Source organism: Actinosynnema sp. ALI-1.44, from assembly GCF_001984155.1.
Classification (GTDB): Bacteria; Actinomycetota; Actinomycetes; order Mycobacteriales; family Pseudonocardiaceae; genus Kibdelosporangium.
Genome location: NZ_MTQO01000040.1, coordinates 158,422 through 179,324, shown reverse-complemented (window position 1 = coordinate 179,324; position 20,903 = coordinate 158,422). Strand labels below are relative to the sequence as shown.

At 68.4% G+C, this 20,903-nt stretch carries 19 protein-coding genes; 8 read left to right on the top strand and 11 right to left on the bottom strand.

Annotation, left to right across the window (positions count from 1 at the left end; genetic code table 11):
- Window positions 1-273 precede the first annotated feature (273 nt).
- A complete protein-coding gene (locus ALI144C_RS14825) occupies window positions 274-2,457 on the top strand; it encodes an ATP-binding protein (protein ID WP_076987669.1) in 2,184 nt (727 codons plus the stop codon).
- Between the two features lie 71 nt (window positions 2,458-2,528).
- On the opposite strand, the gene ALI144C_RS14820 is transcribed toward ALI144C_RS14825, so the two are convergent.
- From ALI144C_RS14820 to ALI144C_RS14810, 3 genes are all read right to left on the bottom strand, one after another.
- The gene (locus tag ALI144C_RS14820; RefSeq protein ID WP_033381005.1) at window positions 2,529-2,732 is read right to left on the bottom strand and encodes a cold-shock protein; all 204 of its coding nucleotides are present in this window, start codon (window positions 2,730-2,732) and stop codon (window positions 2,529-2,531) included.
- Between the two features lie 144 nt (window positions 2,733-2,876).
- A complete protein-coding gene (gene rarD / locus ALI144C_RS14815; protein ID WP_076987668.1) occupies window positions 2,877-3,761 on the bottom strand; it encodes an EamA family transporter RarD in 885 nt (294 codons plus the stop codon).
- Window positions 3,748-6,330: a helix-turn-helix domain-containing protein gene (locus tag ALI144C_RS14810; RefSeq protein ID WP_076987667.1), complete on the bottom strand. Its 2,583-nt coding sequence runs from the start codon at window positions 6,328-6,330 to the stop codon at window positions 3,748-3,750. Before ALI144C_RS14810 ends, rarD begins: the two co-directional genes overlap by 14 nt.
- 424 nt (window positions 6,331-6,754) lie before the next feature.
- Between ALI144C_RS14810 and ALI144C_RS14805 the strand changes: the two genes are divergently transcribed.
- Entirely contained in the window at window positions 6,755-7,462 is a 708-nt protein-coding gene (locus ALI144C_RS14805) for a hypothetical protein (RefSeq protein ID WP_143230650.1), read from the top strand.
- Here the strand turns inward: ALI144C_RS14805 and ALI144C_RS14800 are convergent.
- From ALI144C_RS14800 to ALI144C_RS14790, 3 genes are all read right to left on the bottom strand, one after another.
- On the bottom strand, window positions 7,443-7,862 hold the full coding sequence (locus ALI144C_RS14800; protein WP_143230649.1) for a hypothetical protein: 420 nt from the start codon (window positions 7,860-7,862) through the stop codon (window positions 7,443-7,445). The genes ALI144C_RS14805 and ALI144C_RS14800 overlap by 20 nt on opposite strands.
- 100 nt (window positions 7,863-7,962) lie before the next feature.
- A complete protein-coding gene (locus ALI144C_RS14795) occupies window positions 7,963-8,883 on the bottom strand; it encodes an MBL fold metallo-hydrolase (RefSeq protein WP_076987664.1) in 921 nt (306 codons plus the stop codon).
- Between the two features lie 11 nt (window positions 8,884-8,894).
- A complete protein-coding gene (locus ALI144C_RS14790; protein WP_076987750.1) occupies window positions 8,895-11,957 on the bottom strand; it encodes a UvrD-helicase domain-containing protein in 3,063 nt (1,020 codons plus the stop codon).
- Window positions 11,958-12,104: 147 nt separating this feature from the next.
- Here ALI144C_RS14790 and ALI144C_RS14785 point away from each other — a divergent pair, with 147 nt between their 5' ends.
- Window positions 12,105-13,532 (top strand): alpha-L-fucosidase, encoded by a 1,428-nt coding sequence (locus ALI144C_RS14785; RefSeq protein WP_330359589.1) that lies wholly within the window; start codon window positions 12,105-12,107, stop codon window positions 13,530-13,532.
- Window positions 13,533-13,566: 34 nt separating this feature from the next.
- Here the strand turns inward: ALI144C_RS14785 and ALI144C_RS14780 are convergent, their stop codons facing one another.
- From ALI144C_RS14780 to ALI144C_RS14770, 3 genes are all read right to left on the bottom strand, one after another.
- A complete protein-coding gene (locus ALI144C_RS14780) occupies window positions 13,567-14,262 on the bottom strand; it encodes a TetR family transcriptional regulator (protein WP_083753031.1) in 696 nt (231 codons plus the stop codon).
- A 360-nt stretch (window positions 14,263-14,622) separates the two neighbouring features.
- On the bottom strand, window positions 14,623-15,255 hold the full coding sequence (locus ALI144C_RS14775) for a response regulator (protein WP_076987662.1): 633 nt from the start codon (window positions 15,253-15,255) through the stop codon (window positions 14,623-14,625).
- Window positions 15,252-16,295: a sensor histidine kinase gene (locus ALI144C_RS14770; protein WP_076987661.1), complete on the bottom strand. Its 1,044-nt coding sequence runs from the start codon at window positions 16,293-16,295 to the stop codon at window positions 15,252-15,254. The genes ALI144C_RS14775 and ALI144C_RS14770 overlap by 4 nt, the downstream gene beginning before the upstream one ends.
- A 146-nt stretch (window positions 16,296-16,441) precedes the next feature.
- Between ALI144C_RS14770 and ALI144C_RS14765 the strand changes: the two genes are divergently transcribed.
- Complete coding sequence (locus tag ALI144C_RS14765; RefSeq protein ID WP_076987660.1) at window positions 16,442-16,993, top strand: hypothetical protein; 552 nt, start codon at window positions 16,442-16,444, stop codon at window positions 16,991-16,993.
- Here the strand turns inward: ALI144C_RS14765 and pcaC are convergent.
- Window positions 16,972-17,313 carry a 4-carboxymuconolactone decarboxylase gene (pcaC, locus tag ALI144C_RS14760; protein ID WP_202818951.1) on the bottom strand — a complete coding sequence of 114 codons (342 nt, stop codon included), beginning with the start codon at window positions 17,311-17,313 and terminating at the stop codon, window positions 16,972-16,974. The genes ALI144C_RS14765 and pcaC overlap by 22 nt on opposite strands.
- A gap of 97 nt (window positions 17,314-17,410) precedes the next feature.
- On the opposite strand from pcaC, the gene soxR reads away from it, so the two are divergent.
- The 4 genes from soxR to ALI144C_RS14740 all read left to right on the top strand — a co-directional run bounded on the left by soxR (window position 17,411) and on the right by ALI144C_RS14740 (window position 20,462).
- Window positions 17,411-17,875, top strand: a complete 465-nt coding sequence (gene soxR / locus ALI144C_RS14755; protein ID WP_076987659.1) for a redox-sensitive transcriptional activator SoxR — start codon at window positions 17,411-17,413, stop codon at window positions 17,873-17,875.
- A gap of 18 nt (window positions 17,876-17,893) precedes the next feature.
- Window positions 17,894-18,865, top strand: a complete 972-nt coding sequence (locus tag ALI144C_RS14750) for a hypothetical protein (protein ID WP_076987658.1) — start codon at window positions 17,894-17,896, stop codon at window positions 18,863-18,865.
- 73 nt (window positions 18,866-18,938) lie between these two features.
- Window positions 18,939-19,277 carry a YciI family protein gene (locus ALI144C_RS14745; RefSeq protein ID WP_076987657.1) on the top strand — a complete coding sequence of 113 codons (339 nt, stop codon included), beginning with the start codon at window positions 18,939-18,941 and terminating at the stop codon, window positions 19,275-19,277.
- Window positions 19,278-20,462, top strand: coding sequence for an RNA polymerase sigma factor (locus ALI144C_RS14740; RefSeq protein ID WP_076987656.1), 1,185 nt, complete (start codon window positions 19,278-19,280; stop codon window positions 20,460-20,462).
- Here the strand turns inward: ALI144C_RS14740 and ALI144C_RS14735 are convergent.
- Complete coding sequence (locus tag ALI144C_RS14735) at window positions 20,434-20,859, bottom strand: hemerythrin domain-containing protein (protein WP_076987655.1); 426 nt, start codon at window positions 20,857-20,859, stop codon at window positions 20,434-20,436. The two genes, ALI144C_RS14740 and ALI144C_RS14735, sit on opposite strands and share 29 nt — an antisense overlap.
- Between the last annotated feature and the right edge of the window lie 44 nt (window positions 20,860-20,903).

Genomic DNA, 20,903 nt, shown 5'->3' with positions numbered 1-20,903 from the left:
CATGGTCGGCTTGGGGGTGAAACCGGCCAGGCCCCTCCCAAAGTCGGCGGCTGGTGCTGGGGACACCGCGATGCCGCCTGTCACCGCGCAGCTGTCACGCTATGGTGCGCGGTGCCATGCGAGCACGACCAGCGTGGGTACTACTACCGTTGCAGATAGTCCCAGCCGGTTGGCACGCTTGTGCTCTCAACTATCACTGAGCGGGGAGCGGCTCGGGAGTGGTTGGCTGTTGCCTCGTCAGCAGGCAACGAACGGGGGAGATGGGAGGACGCCGTGTCCGCGTTCGGCAAGCGGCTGCGGGAAGCCAGGCAGGCCGCTGGGTGGTCGCTGCGCGAACTGTCCGCCCGTGTGCACTACAACACCGGCTATCTCAGCAAAATAGAGAACGGTCTGCGCCCTGCGTCCATCGAGCTCGCCAAGAGGTGTGACGCCGAACTCGGGACGACGCTGGCCCAGCTGATCCCGCCCGCGGTCGCGCGGTCGGCACAACGCCCGGCACCACGGCAACTGCCCGCGCACCACCCGCGGATCGTCAACCGCGCCGAGGACATCGCGGCGCTGGACGCGATGCTCGACAGCGACCGGATGACCATCGCCGTCATCTCCGGGACCGCCGGGGTCGGCAAGACGACCCTGGCCCTGCACTGGGCACACCGGATCCAGCACCGCTTCCCGGACGGCCAGTTGTACGTGGCCATGCACGGATTCGGGCCGCAGCCACCGTTGGACGCCAGCCGGGTGCTGCGCGGATTCCTGCAGGACCTCGGGGTCGCACCGCAGGCCATCCCCGCCGAGGAGGACGAGCGGGCCGCGATGTTCCGCAGTCTGCTTGCGGGCAAACAAGTTCTTGTCGTGCTGGACAACGTGGCCGACAGCGACCACGTGCAGTCGTTGTTGCCGGGCAGCCCGGACTGCGGCGTGATCATCACCAGCCGGGACCGCCTCGACCGACTGGTCGCCCTTTCGGGCGCACAACGCCGCACACTCGAACTGTTCGACGTGAGCACCAGCCGTGAACTGCTCGCCATGCGGCTCGGCGCGCAAACCGTTGTCTCGGAATCGGATGCGGCGACCGAACTGGCCCAGCTGTCGGCGGGGCTGCCGCTCGCGTTGAGCATCGTCGCCTCACGGGTCAACACGAGCTTCGTGACCCCGTTGCGGTCACTGGTCGACGAGCTGACCGAGGCCCGGCTCGACGGGCTCGACCTCGGCGAAACCCTGGACCTCAGAACGGTGTTCTCCTGGTCGTGCGACCGGTTGTCGCCGACCGCGGCCCGGATGTTCCGGCTGCTCGGCGTCTTCCCCGGCCCCGACATCGGGGTGCACTGCGCCGCCGCGCTGGCCGGGAGCGACGCCGGCCAGGCGAGACGCGACCTCACCGAACTGGTCCGCGCGCACCTGCTCAGCGAGCAACACCCCGGCCGGTACGGGTTCCACGACCTGCTGCGGGTCTACGCGACCGAACAGGCGGCGTTGGAGTACACACGGGACCCGTTCGGCCGGGTGCTCGACCACTACCTGCACACCGCGATGTCCGGTGACAAACAGCTCTACAGCAACCTGACGGGGTTCGAAGCCGATCCACCCGCCGACGGCTCGAACCCGCGCGAGCTGACCGACTACCCGAACACCATCCGCTGGTTCGACGACGAACACCACTCGTTGATGGCGTGTGTGCAGCAGGCCGCCGACCAAGGCTGGGACAACCACGCGTGGCAACTCCCCCGCGCACTGGCCGGGTTCCTCCGGCTGCGCGGGCACTGGCAGGACTGGGCCAACACGCAGCGGATCGCTTTGCGGACCGCGCAACGGATCGGCAACAAGTCCGCCGAGGCGGACGCACATCGCCTTCTCGCGCAGGCGTATCACAACCTGTACGAGTACTCCGAGACCGTGCACCACGCCGAGCAGGCGATCGACCTGTACGGCCAGCTCGGTGACCGCAGCGGTGAAGCGTTGGCACACCGCCATTTGGCGTGGACGTACCACGAGAAGACCGACTACGAACGGGCAATGGCCCACCACCGGCAGGCGCTCGCCCTGTTCCGGTGGAGTGAACACCGGCTCGGCGAGGCCAGCAGCCTGAACGGGCTCGGGTGGACGACCGCGCATCTCGGCGACCACCAGGCCGCCCTCGGTCTGTGCGAACAGGCGCTGCGGATCGCCGACCAGTTGCGGGACAAGCACATGCAGGCCGCAGTCCGGGACAGCCTCGGCTACATCCACCACCGGATGGGGTCACTCGGCCAGGCGGCCGAGCACTACCGGTACGCCATCGCCGGTTTCCGGGAGCTGGGGAGTTCCTACTTCGAAGCGCTGTCCCTCAACAACCTGGGTGACGTCCAAGAGGCCGAACAGGACTGGACCGGCGCGGCCGAGTCGTGGACGGCCGCGAAGGCCATTTTGGACTACCTCCGGCACCCCAAAGCCGCCGAAGTCGGCGCCAAGCTGGGGTAGGCGTCACATGAGGTGAGAAAGGCGGAAGGCCCGCACCGGCAGGTACGGGCCCCACGCCACGATGTGCTGACTCAGATCGCGCGCACGCTCTGGGCCTGCGGGCCCTTCTGGCCCTGGCCGATCTCGAACTCGACACGCTGGCCCTCGTCCAATGACCGGAAGCCGCTGCCCTGGATCTCCGAGTAGTGCACGAACACGTCGGCGCCCCCGCCGTCCTGCTCGATGAACCCGAAGCCCTTCTCGCCGTTAAACCACTTAACGGTGCCTTGCGCCATACCACTATCTCCCTGAAATACAGCCCGGGTCGTCACAGCGATGACCCGCGGCCAGCGTCCATACTGCCACCCAATGCCCGGACTGGCATAGCGGGCTGGGGCAACTGATCGAAAAAGCATCGCTGACCTGGGGTGACAGAACGCCTACTGACTGCCGCCAACCGGCAGAGGGGCCGTTCGGCGCTGTCTGAGGCCGTCGAACGACAGCACGGCGAGGGCCAGCCAGACGAGTCCGAAGCCGAAAAGGCGCACCGGCGGCATCGCCTCACCGAACACGGTGATGCCGAGGGTGAACTGCAACACCGGGGTGATGTACTGGAGCAGCCCCATCATGGTCAGCGGCAAGCGCCGCGCCGCTCCGGCGTACATCAGCAGCGGTATCCCGGTGATCGGGCCTGCCAGCACGAGCAGCACGGTGTGCCACACCGACCCGGACACGAACGTGTTGCCCTGCGGTCCGGCGAACCAGAACGTGTACACCAGTGCGATCGGCGCCAGCAAGAGGGTTTCCACCGTGACGCCCTCCGCCGCGGGCACCGCGACGGACTTCTTGAGCACCCCGTACGTGCCGAACGCCACCGCGAGGGTGATCGCGATCCACGGCAACCGTCCATACTCGACGGTGAGGACGACCGCGGCCGCGGCGCCGACGCCCACCGCCAGCCACTGCGCGGCACGCAGCCGTTCGCGCAGCAGCGTGACGCCGAGGATTACTGTCAGCAACGGATTCAGGAAGTAACCGAGTGACGTCTCGACCACCTGGTTGGTGTGCACTCCGTACACGTAGACCAGCCAGTTGACCGCGATCACGAACGCGGCGAGCACCAGCTTCGGCTGGAACGCGTCACGCAGGCCACGCAGCCTGCGCAGCGCGGCCAGCAACAGCACGCCGAAAACCGCTGTCCACACGCAACGGTGCACCAGAACTTCCAGCGGACCAGCGGGTTTGAGCACCGCGAAGTAGAGCGGGAACAACCCCCACAACGCGTACGCGGCGATCGCGTACCCCAGGCCTTTACGGATCTCCACCCGGCCAGTGTCCCCGCAGCGCGGCGGCCAGTTGCGCGCGCCCGGCGATGCGGAGCTTGCGGTAGACCTTGGTCAGATGTTGTTCGACAGCACGCTGAGTGACGTACAACTCGGCCGCGATCTCGCGGTTGGTCCGGCCACGCACAGCCATCGACGCGACGCACATCTCTTGATCGGTCAGGCTGCACGAGTCCTGCCGTGAGCGCCGTCCTCCTGCCGCACGCAGCTCGTTCGCCGCCGTCGTCATGACGGGCACAGCCCCGCACGACTTCGCCAAGTCGTACGCACGCCGGTACACCGGGCGCCGGTCAGCGGGTGGCAGGTACGCGCCCCAGCCGAGCAGCGAACGGGCCAATTGGAGCCGGGCGGGTGAGTCGTTGAGCACCTGGACGGACTCCGCCAGCAACTCGGCGCCCTGTTCCTGTGCGGCGATACCCGCCACTCGCAGCGCGTTGCCCAGCGCTCGCGGGCGCCCCCACCGCCGGGCCAGCACGACTTCCTCTTCGACGAGCCGCAGCGCGTCCATCGGCCGCCCGAGCGCGAGGTACTCCTCGGCCGCGTGCGACCGCCACGCCGTCCCGCCCGGGTTGACGACCCCGCGCTTCACCAGCCGCTTGCCGCATTCCAACAGGTCGAGCAGGGCACCGCCGTGGTCGCCGAGCCGGGCGCGGACGATGCCGCGGTGGTAGAGCACCCGGTCGAACCGCCGTGCCGCGGGCACCGCGCCGTCCAGCCGGTGCGCGGCGAGCAGGTCGAGCCCCCGCTGGGGGTCGCCCATCTCCGCCCAGGTCGAGCAGAGCGCGGTGACCGCGAGGGTGACCACCCGCTGACGGCCGAGCTTGAGCTGGTCGAAGATCTCCAGCGCCGCACCACCCGCGGCCGCCGCGTCGGCCAGCCTGCCCAGCCGCAGGCAGATGTGCGCGCGCAGGGAGTGCACCTGCGCCGCCGCGACCGGCACGTCCCGGCTGGCGGTGACCGCGAACGCCGCGTCACACAGCTCCAGCGCGGCTTCGAGCTCGTCCGCGATCATCAGCGCGATCACGATGTGGGTGAACGCCGCGCGGTCGATGATGTCGCCGACGGCCCCGTCGACCAGGCTGGACGGCACGGCGCGGATCAGCGCGGACGCCCGGCTGGGGTCCTCGCCGCGCATGCAGTCGCGGAACGCCAGCAGCGCGTCGAGGAACAGCGCGTTCTTCGCCGACATGTCCGGTTCCGCACGCAGCCGCGCCAGCCTCGGCGCCAGCTCGGCGTCGACGCAGGACTCCTCGAGAATCAGCCGGGAGGCGTAGAGCCGCAGCGAGTGCCCGAGGTCCGGGTCCTTGTCGGCGACGGCCTGCGCCGCGGTGTCGAGCGCGGTGACCGCACGGCCGCGGTCCTGGCGTTCGGCGATCTCGTAGGCCAGCGTGAGGGTCAGCCGGGCCTCGTCGACCGGGTCGGCGATGTGCCCGCTGGCCTGGGTGAGCGACTCGAACGCGGCGTCCGGATCGAGGTGGGTCTCCAACTGGCCGAGCTGCCCGACGATCTCCGCGCGCAACCCGTTGGCGGGCAACGGCTCGCGCAACAGCCTGCGCAGGTACCGGGCAGCGCGGTCCGGGCTCTGCTCGCGGCGGGCGGCGTCCCGCAACGCGTCGACGGCCCACTGCTGCCCGACCGGGCCGCTGGCCAGCAGGTGCTCACCGGCTGGTTCCCCACGGCTGTGCAGGAATTCGGCCGCGCGGCCGTGCGCGGTCTCCCGTTCGGGGCTGGTGATGGTGTGCAGCAGTGCTTTGGCGGCGATCGGATACGTGATCGCCAGTGGTTCCGCCGCGACGAAACCGAGTTCGGCGAGCTTGGCCGCGGCCGCAACGCCGCGCTCGACGTCCAGACCGGCGACCGCTGCCGCGAGCGGGATCGAGATCCCGTCGATCAGCGCAACGGCCTTGGCGATCGCGAGCACGTCCTCGCCGTACCAGCGCAGTCGTGGCACGAGGCTGGTCGCGACCGTGGACGCCGCGGCGTCGATCCCCGCGGCCGTCATGGGTTCACGCGCCGCGAGCAGTTCCCTGAGCAGGTACGGGTTCCCGTCGGTGGCGTCGCGGCAGGCGGTCACGTACTCGGCGGGGGCGGGGCCGATCATCCTGGCGCAGCCGGCCAGTTCCAGGCCACGCAGCCGGATCCGCGCCGGTGGTCCGACCAACTCGTTGACCAGGCCGGACCGCACGGGACCGGCGGTCAGGATCATGCTGACCGGCAGGTCGACCATGCGGTGGTGGACGAACGTCAGCCACCGCACGGACTGCTCGTCGGCTTGGTCCACGTTGTCGACACCGATGAAGACCGGTTGCTGCGCGGCGAGCGCGCGCAGGTACCGCGTGGCGAACCTGAGGACCTGGTGGACGTCCCTGACCAGGTCGAAGTCGTCGAGCTTGCCGGGGAAAAGCTGTTCGACGACCCCGAACGGCAGGTCGCGTTCCACCGCGGACGCCGTCGCCAGCCGAACGGCGAATCCGGACGCCTGCGCCTGCCGCGCCATTTCGGCGAGCAACGCGCTCTTGCCCGAACCGAGTGTGCCTTCGACACACGTCATTCGATGTCGAGCATGCGCTTTCAAATCGGACACGCCGTTTCCGACATCGAGAACACCGGTCATCAGAATTTCTCCCGGGTCAAGGTAGACGTGAACAATATCATCGCCACGATTACCGGGTACCTAACAAAAAGGCATAACTCTACGATTATGACCCCCTGCCGTACTGCGGGGAAACCGCCCGGATGCTGGGAACTCATGCAGCACAGCTATATCGGGCGCGGTGGATCGGCCGCCACGCGAGCCCCTCGCCGCCTGGCAGTACCGCTCAACCGGTGGCACGAGTGTGCCAGTCGCCGGTACACACTATGCGAAAGTAGGTTATTCGGCGCGGCGCCCGCTTGTATGCTCCTGCCGAACACAGCACGTCGCCACAGTCCCGTTCAGCAAAGAAGTCGAATAGTCAATGCCTACGCTCGCCGACATGTACGACGGATTTCTGTTCGAGCTGGAAGGATTACTGGACCGAAACACCGGGGTGATCCCTTTCACAGCCGACACGGTCGCCCGCCTGCGTCCCGTCGCCTTCGTCAGCGCCACGCGGACTCCTGCGGGCGCTGTCTCGCTGCTGACCAGCCTGAACCTGTACGCACCCGGGTCGCATGTGGTGACGCAGGCGCAGGCATCGGCGCGGCTGCTGGACGGCCTGGTTCCGGCCCAACGGGACGAATCCATCCTCGCCGGCGCCACGGTCACGGGCGGCCTGCCGTACCAAGCGCTGCTGCGTGAGGCCATCCGGCTGACCGGGGCCTGGTACCCGATCGCGGTCAGCCAGTCCTTGGCGTTCGTCGCGGCCGCGCGGCAGATCCACGTCCCCGGCGTGCTCGTGTTGAACGAGTCGACCGACCTGCGTTCGTTACTCCTGATCCCGCAGGGTGAGCGGCCGACGTTCGTCGCGACCGACCTGCGGGATCTGTTCCGCCACCAGCCGATCGTGGACTGCGACGCGCACTACTGGGAATGTGAGGGCTGGATCGCGACGGTGACCCACGGCAAACTGCGACTGCACCCGGGCCCGCCCGCGGCCCTCAGCGCGGGCGCACGGGTGCTGTGCGCGGCGGCGTGGAACTTCCGCGGTTCGGACCTGGAGATCGACTCGGCCGTGGAGCTGTTCACTTCCCTTGCTGTCTGAACACGACGAAGTCGTCCTCGTCGTCGCACAGCACGAGCTTCACGTCACCGGTGAGCCCGCTCGGGCTGCGGTAGGTGATTATCGAGCCGTTCTGGTCACCGTGGGTCCACCCGCGTGCGGTCACCACCTTGGCGATGTCCTGCTTGACCACCTCGGGGTCCGCGTCGATGACCGCGGCGACCTCGATGGTCTCCCCGGTCTGCTTGCCCCTCGGCTCCTGCACGCTGTCGTCGGGCAGCGGCGGGACGGGGTTCGGCTTGAACTCGTCGACCGGCAGCCCGGTCGCCATCACATCCTTGGCCCCCTGGCACGTCCGCGCCCTGTCCGAATCCGCGCGCACCGGCCCCGCACACCCCGCGGCCACCAGCACAAGCGCCATCACAAGAACCCGCCCCTGCATGACATCGACCTTATCCGGACGATCAAGCCGACGCCGCCCGTTTGACCAACCTCACCAGGCCGATGCGGACAAAGACAAAATAGACACGGTCCTGAGTGGATTACAGCGCACACGCCAGCGGGCCGCCATTGTACGTCATCGCGTCGGTCAGCGACGCGAGCAGGTCCATCTCGGTGTTCGTCGCCTCCGCGTACGCCCGGTGCAGGTTGAGCACGATGCGCTCGGCGTCCGGCAGGTCCGCGAACTCGCCGAGGTCGCAGTCCTTCGCGGCCTCCAACGGCGTCCAGCCCCGGTCGAGACCCGCGGCCGCTGTGGCCTGGACCATTTTGTAGTACCGGGCGTGCGAGTCGAGCACCTCGCCGAACGCCGAGCCGTCGAGGACTGGGCCGTGTCCCGGCACGACGTGGGCCGCCGAGAAGCCGCGCAGCCACTCCAGCGAACGCAACGCGCCGCTCACCGAACCCATGAACACCAGCGGGGTGACCTTGTGGAAGATCAGGTCACCGGTGAACAGCACCTTGGCCGACGGCACCCACGCGACCGCGTCGCCCGGGGTGTGCGCGCTGTAGCCGGGGTGCTCGAGCGAAACGGCGATTTCGCCCGCGTACACGGTCATCGACGAGCCGAAGGTCACAGTGGCCGCGCGGATCTCGGAGATCTCCCAGTCCGGCGCGGGCGACCAGACCGGCGGCGTGTTCTTCAGGATGAAGTCCGCGAGCAGACCGTCACGTGTCAGCCGGTGGGACACGATCGTGGTCGAGGACGGCAGCAGGGCGTTGCCGTACGTGTGGTCGCCGTGCAGGTGGGTGTTCACGGCGATGTCGACGGACGCGCCATTGGTCACCTCGGCAACCGCTTCCAGGAAACGGGAAGTACGGTGGCGCGTCGCACATGTGTCGACCAGCACGACTGATGATCCGTCGTGGATCACACCCGCGTTGTTGAGCCACCACGAGCCGTCGGGCTGGACCCAGGCGTGGATCCCGGAAGCCACTTCGTGCAAAGCCGGTGTTTCGCTCATGGCAGTAGAACTTATAGGAGTCTCAGCTGACGACTTCTCCTAGCGGTGCGATCTGCCAACTTTTCAGCCACTTGCGGGCCGAGTGCGCCCAGGAATGGCGAGGGTTCGCCCCGATGGCTGAGGTACAAGTGCTTCTGCGCACGACTCACACCGACGAAGAACAATCGTCGTTCCTCGTCAGTTTCCTGCGACCAGCGCATTGGCAGCGTGCCATCGGCGCAACCGATGATGAATACGACCGGGAACTCGAGCCCTTTGGACGCGTGCAACGTCAGCAGCGAAATCTTCTCGGCCCGCGGATCCCACGTGTCCACCTCGGCGCCCAGCGCCAGCTCGGCCAGGAACGCGGCCGGTTCCAGCCGGGTTGCCAGCGGGTTCAGCAGTTCGAGCGCGTCCTGCACGTCGACCGACTCCGGCACGCGCTGCGCGGCCTGCCTGAGCAACAGAGGCGTGTTCGGACTGTCCACAACGAAATGTTCGACCAGCGCGCGCACGCCGGGGTGCCCGGCAAGCGGTGAGTGGGAGCGCTTCTGGAACGGCAAACCTTCCCGTGCCAACGCCTCCATCACGGGTTTCGTCTGCGCGTCCGTCCGGTACAGCACCGCGATGTCGTCAAAGGACAGTCCACCGTCGACGCCGTCACCCCCGACCCGGCCGGAGTCGTGTGCGTGGAACGACGAGCCGCCGAGCAACTCCTCGATGGTCCGCACGACGAACTCCGCCTCCGACTCGTCGGAAGCGGCCAGGTAGACGCCGATCCGCTCCCGGTCACCCGGTGCCGTGCGCATCGCCTGCAGTTCCCGGTCGGGCACGAGCGTCGTCGGTTTGATGGCCGCGAGCGCGCCTGCCACGATCACCGGGCTGGAGCGGTAGTTGCGGGTCAGCTGGACGGTCCGCGCGGCCGGGAAGTCGTGCTGGAACCGCAGGAAGAACCCGACGTCCGCACCGCGGAACGAGTAGATCGCCTGGTCGGGGTCGCCGATCGCGCAGAGGTTGCCGTTCTGCGGCGTCAACTCCTGCAGCAGCCGGTACTGCAGTTCGTCGACGTCCTGGTACTCGTCGACGCAGATGTGGGAGAACCGCGACCGGTAGTGCTCGACCAGCTCGATCTGCCGGGACAACAGCGTCACCGGCATCGCCAGCAGGTCGTCGAAGTCGACGAGATCCTTGCTGTGCAACGCCTTGTCGTAGCGTTCGACCAGGCCGATCAGGTCACCGTCGATCTCGTCGCCGATCGGCAGCTCCCCCGCGGCGGCCGCGGCGAGCTCGGCGGCGAGCACCCGCTTGGCGCGGGAGATGTCCCGCAGCGCCCGTCGCGGCTCCTCGCCGACGATCTCCCGCAGCAGGGCGATCCTGGTCGCCTCGTCGGCGACACCGAAGTCCGCCGCGAGGCCGAGCACGGCGTGCTGCTCGCGCAGGATCATCAGGCCGAACTGGTGGAATGTGGCCACGGTCAGCTCCGCGGCAGCCGGGATCAGCGCGGCGAGGCGTTCCCGCATCTCCTCGGCGGCGCGGCGGGTGAACGTGATGGCCAGCACCGAGTCGGGCGAAACGTCGTGGGACAGCACGAGGTGCGCGATCCGGTGGGTCAGCGTCCGCGTCTTGCCGGTTCCCGGGCCTGCGACGATCAGCACCTGACCGTCCACAACGGACGCCGCGACGCGCTGGTCCGGGTCGAGACCGTCCAGCAGCGACGACGTGGACGGCGGCGTGATCATCACCGGCGTCACCGGCCGCGTGATCTCGACCAGCGGCTTGATGGCCCGCCGCGACACGACGATCTCCTCGACCGTCGGCACGTCGAACAGCCCGGGGCTCTGGTCGGTCGGCGCGTCCAGTTCACCGGGCGCGAACACCTTGATGGTGCCGTACTCGCCGTCGAACCCGGGATCGCAGCGGACCTGGCCGCGGCGCAACCGGTCGATCGCCTCGTGCACAAGGGGATTGCGGATCCCCTCGAGCGGAGCCTCCATCAGCAGCGGCAGTTCCGGACCGTGCGCGTTGACCAGATCGCTCACCGCCGCGCTGACGGCCTTGCTCTTGGGACCGACCTTGAGGATCTCGCCCATGATCTCCGGCAGCGGGATGATGCTCCAGTACTCGCCCGCGTTCGCCGGGCGCACACCGGGTTCGCGGTCGGCCAGCTCGGCTATCCGGTGCAGCACACCGACAGTCAACGGCTTCGAACACGAAGGGCAGACGCCGCCGAGCTTCTTGGTCTCGCCGGGTTCCATCCGCACGTCGCACTTGCGGTGCCCGTCGAGGAAGTACTTGCCCTCTTCGGGAAACATGTCGACCGTGCCGACGTACCCGGTGCCGTCCCGCAACGCGTCACGCAGCTTGAAGTAGTCCAACTCGGTGTCGAACACGGTGGCGTTGCGGCCGAGGATCGGCGGCGAGTGCGCGTCGGAGTTGCTGACCAGCCGGTAGGAGTCCAGTCCGGACACCCGCCAGTTCATCGACGGGTCGCTGGACAGCCCGGTCTCGACGGCGAAGACGTGGTCGGCCAGGTCGGCGTAGCAGTCCGCGACCGCGTCGAAACCCGACTTCGAGCCGAGCACGGCGAACCACGGCGTCCACACGTGCGCGGGCACGAGGTACGACCCCTCGCCCGACTCCAGCGTGATCTCCAGCAGGTCGCGGGAATCCAGACCGAGAATCGGCCGCCCGTCGGACCCCAGGTTGCCGATCTTGGCCAGCGCGGCGGTGAACTTGTCGGCGGCGTCGAACGACGGCACGTAGCAGAGGTGGTGCACCTTGCGGGTGCGGTCGTCCCGCTTGTAGATCGTCGAGATCTCCACTTCCAGCATGAACCGCACATCGCCGTGGCACGAGCCGGGTAGCGTGCGCAGCACGTCGGCGTCGACGTCGTCGCGCAGCTTGAACAGGCCGGGCTCGGCTGGCTCCAGCGTCTCGCGCAGTTCCCGCGCCCACGCCGGATGGGTGAAGTCACCGGTGCCCAGCACGGTGATCCCCTTGCGCCGCGCCCACCACGCCAGGTTGCGCACGTCACAGTCGCGGCTGCACGCCCGGCTGTGCTTCGAGTGCACGTGGAGATCAGCGTAATAACGCACTGACGGATCCTGCCATGAGCGCGACAAAAACCCACGGAGGGTCGGCGACACGCGCCAGTCGATCATGCAGGTTCCACGTGGATCAGCCAAGATCCACCGATCGGGCAACCAATCGGTGGATGTCCGCATACCGCCATCCCGGTGACGATGACGGTCATGGTCAGCCGTCGCGCACTGCTCTGTGCAGCATCAGCAGGAACGTTTTCCCTCGTCATGGGCGGTACCGCCGCTGGGGGAACGCTGGGGAAAGCGGCGACGCGACCAGTGCCGGGATGGTACGACGAGGTCAAGCTGGGCATCTTCGTCCACTGGAACGCGGCGGCCATCCCGGCATTCGCCCCTGTGCACCTGCTGCGCGACCTCGTCGCGCCGGGCACGCCGAACGTGCCACTACGCCTGCAGCAGCAGACGTGGCGCACGCTGCCGTACGCCGAGATGTACCAGAACACGATGGCCGTCGCGGGCAGTGAAACAGGCCGCTACCACGCCGAGCACTACGGCACGATGCCGTACGACGGGTTCGTGGAGCAGTTCCGCGACCGGATGATCCCGGGGTGGGACCCGGGACCGTGGGCGGAGCTGTTCCAGCAGGCCGGGGCGGGGTACGTGGTGCTGACCACGAAGACCGAGGACGGCTTCCTGCTGTGGCCGAGCCGGCACACCAACCCGCACAAGCGCGGATGGCAGTCGCCGCGCGACGTGGTCGGCGAACTCGCCGGAGCGGTCCGGGCGCGCGGGATGCGGTTCGGCGCGTACTACTCGGAAGGAATGGACTGGACCTTCGGCGGTATCCCGATCACCGACGACACCAAGCTGATCGAGGCGATGCCGCAGGGCGAGCAGTACGCCCGCTACACCGACGCGCACTGGCGTGAACTGGTCACCCGCTACCGCCCAAGCGTGCTGTGGAACGACTACGGCTTCCTGCCCAACGCGGACGCGGAGGCGTTGTTCGAAACCTATTACGCCACGGTGCCGGACGGCCTGGTCAACGACCGTTTCGACATGAGCCGCCCGCTACCGGCCGACTTCGTCACGTTGGAGTACGCCGCGACGACCGGCCCGGCGGACCGCAAATGGGAGGCGTGCCGCGGCATCGGCACCTCGTTCGGCTACAACAGGCTGGAGTCGGACGCGAGCTACCTGAGCGAGACCGCGTTGGTGCACCTGTTCGTCGACATCGTCGCGCACGGCGGCAACCTGCTGATCAACGTCGGACCGACCGGCACCGGCCAGATCCCCGCCGCACAACGTGAACGCCTGCTGGGCCTGGGGAAGTGGTTGCACACCAACGGCGAGGCGATCTACCGGACGAGGCCGTGGGACCGCGCCAAGGGGATCACCTCGATGGGCCAGCAGATCCGTTACACCACCTCGAACAACGCGGTGAACGCGATCGTCCTCGACAGCCCCGGCCCGGTGGTGGAGATCGACATGACACCCGGTCCACGCGCGACGATCACCCTGGCGGGCACCAGGGACCGGTTGCGCTGGGAACCGACGCCGCACGGAGCACGAGTCCAGTTGCCACGATCAGCGGCCCGACAGCCCGCGTACGCACTGCGCATCCGTTAGCGGTTGGACACCCTCAGCGTTTTGGCACTCAGTGTCAACGTTCGAGCGCGTCCTCGATCCGGCTCATCACGTTGGCGAGCGGCATACCCCGGCGCATCACCGCGACCACGACATCGTCGTCGGCGTCGTCGGCGCGTGCGGCGGTCAGTCCCAGCGTTTCCCGGATGTACCGGAACGCGCGGTCGGCTTTGCCGAGCACATCGCCCTTGCCGCCCGCCTTGAGGTACTGCCGCAGAACGTGGTTGTGCGCGGACACGACCGCCGAGGCGGCGACTTCGGCCCACAGCGCGCCGTCGGGTTCGTCACCGACGCGGTCGACCAGATACCGCGTGACGGCGATGTGGTAGCTGTGCGCGCTCGCGATCTCCCTGGCGCGCAACTGGGGGAAGTCCCTGGTCAAACGGTACCGCTGTACTGCGATGACACCCTCGGCGAGGTACGCCTCCAGCACCCCGTGCACAGCGCGGCAGGCGACCGCCAGCGGTGGCTCGTCCTGGGGCGCGGTCGCGAAGACCTCGGCGACGCGGACGAGGCGGGCCTCGTGGTCGGGGAAGATCACGTCTTCCTTCGAGGGGAAGTAGCGGAAGAACGTCCGCCTGCCCACCCTCGCCGCCGCGGCGATCTCGTCGACGGTCGTCTCCTCATACCCCTTTGTCAGGAACAGGTCGATCGCGGCCGCGGTGAGCGCCTCGCGGACCCGTCGCCTGCGGTCGGGCACCCCGCTCGTCATGACCGAAAAAGTAGCACGGGGTGTTGCGCTGTGGCACTGAGTGCCATTAGTGTGTTGAATCACGCTCACCAACGGAGGTCGCGATGAACCCCAGCACCGCCTGCCTGTGCGTCTGCGCCCCAGCCGGTCACCACCACAGCACGTGCCAGTCCACGGCCGAACCGGGACTGAGCGTCGCCCTGAGCCAGTCAGTGACCAGGCCCATCCGGGTGCCGGCCTGCCGCCCCTGCTACGAGGCAGTCCGGCGCGCACTCTGGGCGGGCGTCGGTCTGCGTCTGCACCCCGCGACCGCCGCCAGCGCATGAGTGCCGCGGGGTGCCGGCCTGGCTGTGCCCGGCACCCCGTGCCCGGATGTGCTGCTCAGACCAGGCCGTGGTCCCTCGCGTAGATCGCCGCCTGGGTGCGGTCGCGTAGCCCGAGTCTGCCGAGTATCCGGGAGATGTGGTTCTTCACCGTCCCCTCGCTGAGGAACAGGCGCGACGCGATCTCGCGGTTCGTCGCTCCGGACGCGATCAGCCGCAGCACATCCGTTTCCCTCGCCGTCAGCGCGTCCACGCGGCTCGGCGCGGCGTGCGAACTCAATGCAGCGGCAACGTGGTGCGCGGCAGCGTCGTCCAATTGCGTGACGCCTGCGTGCGCCAACCGGACGGCCTCGGCCAACTGCGCGGCGGGCAAGTCCTTCAGCAGGTAACCCGCCGCCCCGGCACGCAGTGCCTGGATGACGTACTCCTCGTCGTCGAACGTCGTCAGCATCACGACTTTGCACTCCGGCGCGCGTTTCCTGAGCACCGCCACCGCGTCGACGCCGTCCATCCCGGGCATCCGGACGTCCATCAGCACCACGTCCGGGCCCAGCGCGGCGACCTGGTCCACGGCCTGCTTGCCGTCCTCGGCCATCCCCACCACCGAGATGCCCGGCTGGATGTCCAGCAGCGACGCGATGCCTTCGCGGACAAGCCTTTGGTCGTCGACGACCAGCACACGGACCGTCATGAGCGCGGCACCGTCACCGCGACCCGCGTCCCCGAACCCGGCGCACTGTCCACTGTGACCGATCCGCCCACCAGTGCCGCGCGTTCCCACAAGCCCAGCAGCCCGAAGCCGCCGTGATCCGCCCCGGGCTGGAAGCCGCTGCCGTCGTCGCTCACCACCAAGCGGGTGTCTGCTTTGCCGAACGCCACCGCCACGGACACCCGGCCCGCCTGACCGTGCCGTCGTGCGTTGGTGATCGCTTCCTGCGCCGCGCGGTAGAGGGTGGTGACGGTCGCCCGGTCCAGGGCCGGTTCGTCGCCGTCGACCTCGACCGCCACGTCGAGCGCCGTCAGTGCCCCCACCAGCGAATGGCCGGTGCGCAGCGTGCTGACCGAGGTCCGGACGTCCTCCAGCGCGTGGGCCACCGATCCCCTGGCGTCCGCGAGGGCCCGCGCGGCCACGTCGGGATCCCGCGAGGTGAACGCGGCCGCCTTCTCCAGTTGGATGGAGACCGCGGTCAGGTGGTGCCCCAGGCTGTCGTGGATGTCACGGGCGAGCCTGCTGCGCTCGGCGGCCGCGGACAGCTCGGCGACCTTCGCCGCCGCGCGTCGCTCACGGACAGCGACGTCCGCCATGGCCACCGCCAGGATCAACCCCAGGCTGAACATCAGCACGTCGGACACGTAGTTCGCGTCCCGGTACCAGCCAGGCACCCACACCACGAAACTCACGACGAGCAACGCGAAGCACAGCCCGCCGAGCCCAAGTCCGGCCATCCGACCGAACGTCAGATACGCGGCGAACGGCACCAGCACGAACAGGACCCGGGACAAGCTCGACTCGTCCAGCGCGACCACGACCGAGAACAGCACCAGCCTGGCGGCCAGGAACAACACCGCGTGCGAACGCTCCACCGCGTCGAGGACGAACAACACCGCGATCGCGGCCACGAAGCCGAAGACCCGCAACGGATGCGGCTCGCCCAGACCGGCGAAGACGTAGTAGAGCCCGGCCAGCAGCACGACTCCGTAGACCGCGCCGGACACCCACGGCATCTTCATCCCCCGAGCCTACGGCTGTTCGGACACGGCACGGTCAAAGTCTGGCCAAAGGTCATGTGCCTCCGCCATGACCGCGGGCACTTCCGCGTGACTGGCTGCCGCGCCTAGCTTCTGCCGTGCGATCCCTTATCTGTCAAGGAGTTCTCATGCTTTCCAGATGGTTCGGACTGGCTGCCGGGCTGTGCGTCGTCCTGCCCGGCTCCGTCGAGGCGTTCACCGGGGAGACCGCCGCGACCAGTTTCGTCGTCGGCGTCTCCCCGGCGCTCGCGCTTCCGTTGCTCGTCGGGCTGCACCTGCGCCAGCGAGCGGCGTCCGGCGCGTTCGGCGCGTTCGGCGAACTGGCGTACACGCTCAACCTGGTCGGGCTCGGGCTGTTCGGCGGTGCCGCGTTCACCCTCAACATGGTCCTCTTCCACCTCGACAATCCCGTACTCCCGGCCGCGACCAGGTTCGCTTTCCTCGGCAGCGCGGTGGTGTTCGCGATCGGGACCATCCTTTTCGGAGTCACGATGCTGCGCGGCGGCGTGTACCCGAAGGTCCCGGTCGTGGCCTACACGGTGGCGTTCCCGTTGCTCGCCGTCGCCGCGCGGCTGCCGGACACCCCGGTGACCAGCGCGGTTCACGTCATCGCAGGCGGATCGCTGATCTGGCTGGCCGGGACCCTGGTGCCGGAGCGTCAGGTGGCGAGGACTTCCTGAGCGACCGCCAGCGCGCGGTTGGCCGTCGGGACACCCGCGTACAGGCCGACCTGCAGCAGGACCTCGGAGATCTCCTCCTTGGTCACGCCGTTTCGCAGCGCCGCGCGGACGTGCATGGCCAGTTCGCCCTCGTGTTGCAGCGCCGCGAGCAGCGCGAGGGTGATCAGGCTGCGGGACCGGCGGTCCAACCCCGGCCTGCTCCAGATGTCGCCCCACGCGTTGCGGGTGATGTAGTCCTGGAAGTCGCGCGTCACGTCATCCGTCCGCGCGATCGCGCGGTCGACGTGCTCGTCGCCCAGCACTTCACGCCGGACCCGCATGCCCTGCTCGTAGCGTTCCTCGTCGTTCACCTTGCGTTCCAATCCACGCGCCTGACATTCTGAGACTTAAAGTACGCTTGAAGGTCAAGGGCGGGGTATGCACACCAGGGACCTGCTGGGGGTCGGTGAGGTGGCGCGGCGCAGTGGCTTCGCGCCGTCGGCGCTGCGTTACTACGACAGCCTCGGCCTGATCACGTCGACGAGGACAGCCGGTTCCCAACGCCGGTACGAACGCGGCGTGCTGCGACGGCTCGCGTTCATCCGCGCGGCCCGCAACGTCGGCCTGACGCTGGAGGAGATCTCCGCCGCGCTCGCCACGCTGCCCCAGGGCCGCACACCGACCAAGGCGGACTGGGCCAAGCTCTCCCGCGGCTGGCGCGAGCGGATCAACGAACAGATCGAGGCGTTGGAGTCGCTGCGCGACAAGCTCGATTCGTGCATCGGCTGCGGGTGTCTGTCCATGCGGACGTGCGCGTTCTCCAACCCGGACGACGAGCTCGGCGACCGGGGCCCGGGAGCCCGCTACCTGCCGGGGCGGCTGCGTGCAGCCGACGCCGGTTGAGGTGGCAAACTCCGAGCCATGGAATACCAGCTCAAGGCCGAGGTCGCCCCGCCGGCAGGCACCTCGGAACTGGACGCACTGCACCGCCACGGCGTCGTGTCGCTGCTCGACGAGCAGCTCGACCTGCTGGCCGGCATCGAAGGACCCGACGGTGTCGAGATCGAACCGCTCGATCACGAGGTGTCCGCCCACCCGGGTGGCGCGTCGATCAAGTGGCTGGTCGAGGCTCCCGCGCTGGCATTCGCCGAGGAGGCGGCACGTGCGGTGCTGACCGAGCTGCTCGAGCGCACCGAGCTGCTGGCCAACTGGTCGGTCGGGACGTGCGAGGTCACCGTCAGTGACGAGGACCTGGAGACGGCGCTGGAGGACGAGCCCGCCGAAGCCGACGACGAGCTCGAAGAGGACGCGGTCGAGCTGATCGAGCTGTCCGGCGAGGAGCTGGACGAGCGCCGCGACCTGCTCGCGAACGCCTCCGAGCTGGTGACCGCGCTCGGCACGGACTCGTTCGGCACCGAGGACGGCGTCAGCGCGGAGCAGGCCCAGCTGGTGGCGGGCGCGCTGGCCGAGGCCGTCGTCGTGGTGATCGACGAGCTGTTCGACGACGTCAACGCGCTCGACGAGGACGACACCACCGCCGACCAGCACGACGAGCTGCTGGTGATCGACGAGCTGCCGACGGCGTTCGCCGACCAGTACTCGGCCTGGTTCGCCAAGCGGTTCCTGATCGCGACGGTGATCGTGGGCGAGCGGCTGACCGAGGACGAGTGGCGGTCCCCGACGAACACCGCCGAGGCGCTGGCGCTGCACGTGCTCAAGGGCCGTGCGCGGACCGAGCTGGCCTCGTCGGGCCTGTTGGACGAGGACACGCTCAAGCGCGCCTTCGCGGCGTTCGACGAGACGGCGTTCGACGACCTCGAGCACGAGGCGCTCTACGGCGAGGACGCCGAAGGCTCGGTTGTGGACTGGCTGCCGACGATCGCCAAAGCATGACGTCATCGATCGGCCCGGGTGTGTCGAGTCCGGGCCGATCGGATCGTCATTCTCCTGACGAAGGAGGATCGTGATGCGCTACATGCTGTTGATCTACGACTGCCACCGCGAGCAGATGCCGGACAACTACCGCGATGTCGTCAACGCCTACGCCGAGCACCTGAAGGACCGCGGTGTGTTCGTCGCCGCGGATCCGCTGCACCTGCCGGACACGGCGACGACGGTGCGCGTGCGTGACGACGACACGCTGATCACCGACGGACCGTTCGTCGAGACACACGAGCACCTCGGTGGGTACTTCATGCTGGACTGCAAGGACCTGGACGAAGCCATCGAGCTGGCGGCCTTGTGCCCGATGGCCAAGGTGGGTTCGGTGGAGATCCGGCCGGTGCTGGAAGGCATCCTGCGGTAGATGGACGCCATCGAGCGGGTGTTCCGGGAACAGCGGACACGCATGCTCGCGGCGCTGATGCGGGTCCTCGGCGACATGGAACTCGCCGAGGACTCGTTGCAGGACGCGCTCGCACAGGCGTTGCGCAGCTGGACGACGGTGCCGGACGACCCGATGGCGTGGCTGCTGACGGTGGCACGCAACCGCGCGATCGACCGGATCAGACGAGCGCGCCGCGCGCCGCAGGAGCCTCCGGTCGCCGTGTTGGAGCACAGCGAGGAACGGCTGCTCAACGTCGGTGACGAGCGGCTCTCGTTGATCTTCACGTGCTGCCACCCGGCGTTGTCGCTGGAAGCACGGGTGGCGTTGACGTTGCAGGCCGTCGCCGGGCTGACCGCGGCCCAGATCGGCCGCGAGTTCCTGGTGCCGGAGACCACGATGGCGCAACGCCTGGTGCGGGCGAAGCGCAAGATCAGGGACGCCGGGATCGCGTTCGCCGTACCGGCGGACCACCAACTGCCTCAACGACTTTCGGCCGTGCTGGCAGTGGTGTACCTGGTCTACACGCAGGGGTACACGGCGGCGGACCACACACTGGCCGACGAGGCGATCCGGCTGGGCAAGCTGATCGCGACCCTGATGCCGTCAGAGCCGGAGGCGCACGGCCTGCTGGCGTTGATGCTGCTCCAGGACTCCCGCCGGAACGCAAGGCGTACACGATCGGGTGATCTTGTCCTGTTGGAGGACCAGGACAGGTCGCTGTGGGACACCTCCCAGATCGCGGAAGGCATCGGAATCCTGGACCGCGCGCTGAGCCGCCGCGAGCCAGGCCCGTACCAGCTCCAAGCCGCGATCGCCGCCGTGCACTCCCAGGCCGCGCGCCCGCAGGACACGGACTGGCTGCAGATAGCCGCCCTGTACACGGAACTGGTGACGCAGCAGCCGACCCCGGTGGTCAGGCTGAACCTCGCGGTGGCGGTCGCGATGGCCGACGGCCCCGCGAGAGGCCTCGAGATGCTGGACTCGATCACCGGCTTGGAGAAGTTCCACCTGATGCACTCGGCTCGCGCGGACCTGTTGCGCCGCTTGGGACTCGCCGAGGAAGCGGCGGAGTCCTACCGCGTGGCGCTGTCACTGGCCACAGAGGACTCGGATCGCCGCTTCCTGCGTTCCCGGCTCACCGAGCTGGGAACTCCATCGAGTTGAGCGCGTCGACGATCTTGCGTTCCTCGAAGGTGAAATGCGACTCCATGATGGCCTCGACGCCGTTGATCTCCCGCAGCGCGTTCGGGCGATCGGTGAAATCGACGTCCTCAAGGCGTTTGAGCATCACGGTGATGATCTCGTGGTCGCGAGCGAGCTCGTCGACAACCGGCTTGAGCTCGGGAAACCGTTGCGCCAGAGCAGGAAACACCCCAACGTCTTCCCCGGTGTGGTGTTTGGTGAGCGCCGCGCAGAACGTCAGGCAGTGCGCCTGGAGTTTGCGCGGCTGCGCGACCCCAGCGTCCACGTCGGCGCGCAACTGGGCAAGCTGCTCACGCAGCCAGTCGTGAATTTCGACGAGTTGAGTGCCAAAAGCCGAGATACGGCTCTTCGATTCCAAGTTCTTCCCTGTAGTACCACGCCTCCGCGCCCTCGACGGTCTCC

Excerpts from the sequence above, each read along its gene's own strand:
- ALI144C_RS14740 (WP_076987656.1), top strand. The coding sequence starts at position 19,278 with ATGGACGCCATCGAGCGGGTGTTCCGGGAACAGCGGACACGCATGCTC.
- ALI144C_RS14810 (WP_076987667.1), bottom strand. The coding sequence starts at position 6,330 with ATGACGTGTGTCGAAGGCACACTCGGTTCGGGCAAGAGCGCGTTGCTC.
- ALI144C_RS14765 (WP_076987660.1), top strand. The coding sequence starts at position 16,442 with ATGCTTTCCAGATGGTTCGGACTGGCTGCCGGGCTGTGCGTCGTCCTG.
- ALI144C_RS14745 (WP_076987657.1), top strand. The coding sequence starts at position 18,939 with ATGCGCTACATGCTGTTGATCTACGACTGCCACCGCGAGCAGATGCCG.
- ALI144C_RS14805 (WP_143230650.1), top strand. The coding sequence starts at position 6,755 with ATGTACGACGGATTTCTGTTCGAGCTGGAAGGATTACTGGACCGAAAC.
- ALI144C_RS14775 (WP_076987662.1), bottom strand. The coding sequence starts at position 15,255 with ATGACGGTCCGTGTGCTGGTCGTCGACGACCAAAGGCTTGTCCGCGAA.
- ALI144C_RS14800 (WP_143230649.1), bottom strand. The coding sequence starts at position 7,862 with ATGCAGGGGCGGGTTCTTGTGATGGCGCTTGTGCTGGTGGCCGCGGGG.
- pcaC (WP_202818951.1), bottom strand. The coding sequence starts at position 17,313 with ATGCGGGTCCGGCGTGAAGTGCTGGGCGACGAGCACGTCGACCGCGCG.
- ALI144C_RS14770 (WP_076987661.1), bottom strand. The coding sequence starts at position 16,295 with ATGAAGATGCCGTGGGTGTCCGGCGCGGTCTACGGAGTCGTGCTGCTG.
- ALI144C_RS14780 (WP_083753031.1), bottom strand. The coding sequence starts at position 14,262 with ATGACGAGCGGGGTGCCCGACCGCAGGCGACGGGTCCGCGAGGCGCTC.
- soxR (WP_076987659.1), top strand. The coding sequence starts at position 17,411 with ATGCACACCAGGGACCTGCTGGGGGTCGGTGAGGTGGCGCGGCGCAGT.
- ALI144C_RS14750 (WP_076987658.1), top strand. The coding sequence starts at position 17,894 with ATGGAATACCAGCTCAAGGCCGAGGTCGCCCCGCCGGCAGGCACCTCG.
- ALI144C_RS14785 (WP_330359589.1), top strand. The coding sequence starts at position 12,105 with ATGACGGTCATGGTCAGCCGTCGCGCACTGCTCTGTGCAGCATCAGCA.
- ALI144C_RS14795 (WP_076987664.1), bottom strand. The coding sequence starts at position 8,883 with ATGAGCGAAACACCGGCTTTGCACGAAGTGGCTTCCGGGATCCACGCC.
- ALI144C_RS14820 (WP_033381005.1), bottom strand. The coding sequence starts at position 2,732 with ATGGCGCAAGGCACCGTTAAGTGGTTTAACGGCGAGAAGGGCTTCGGG.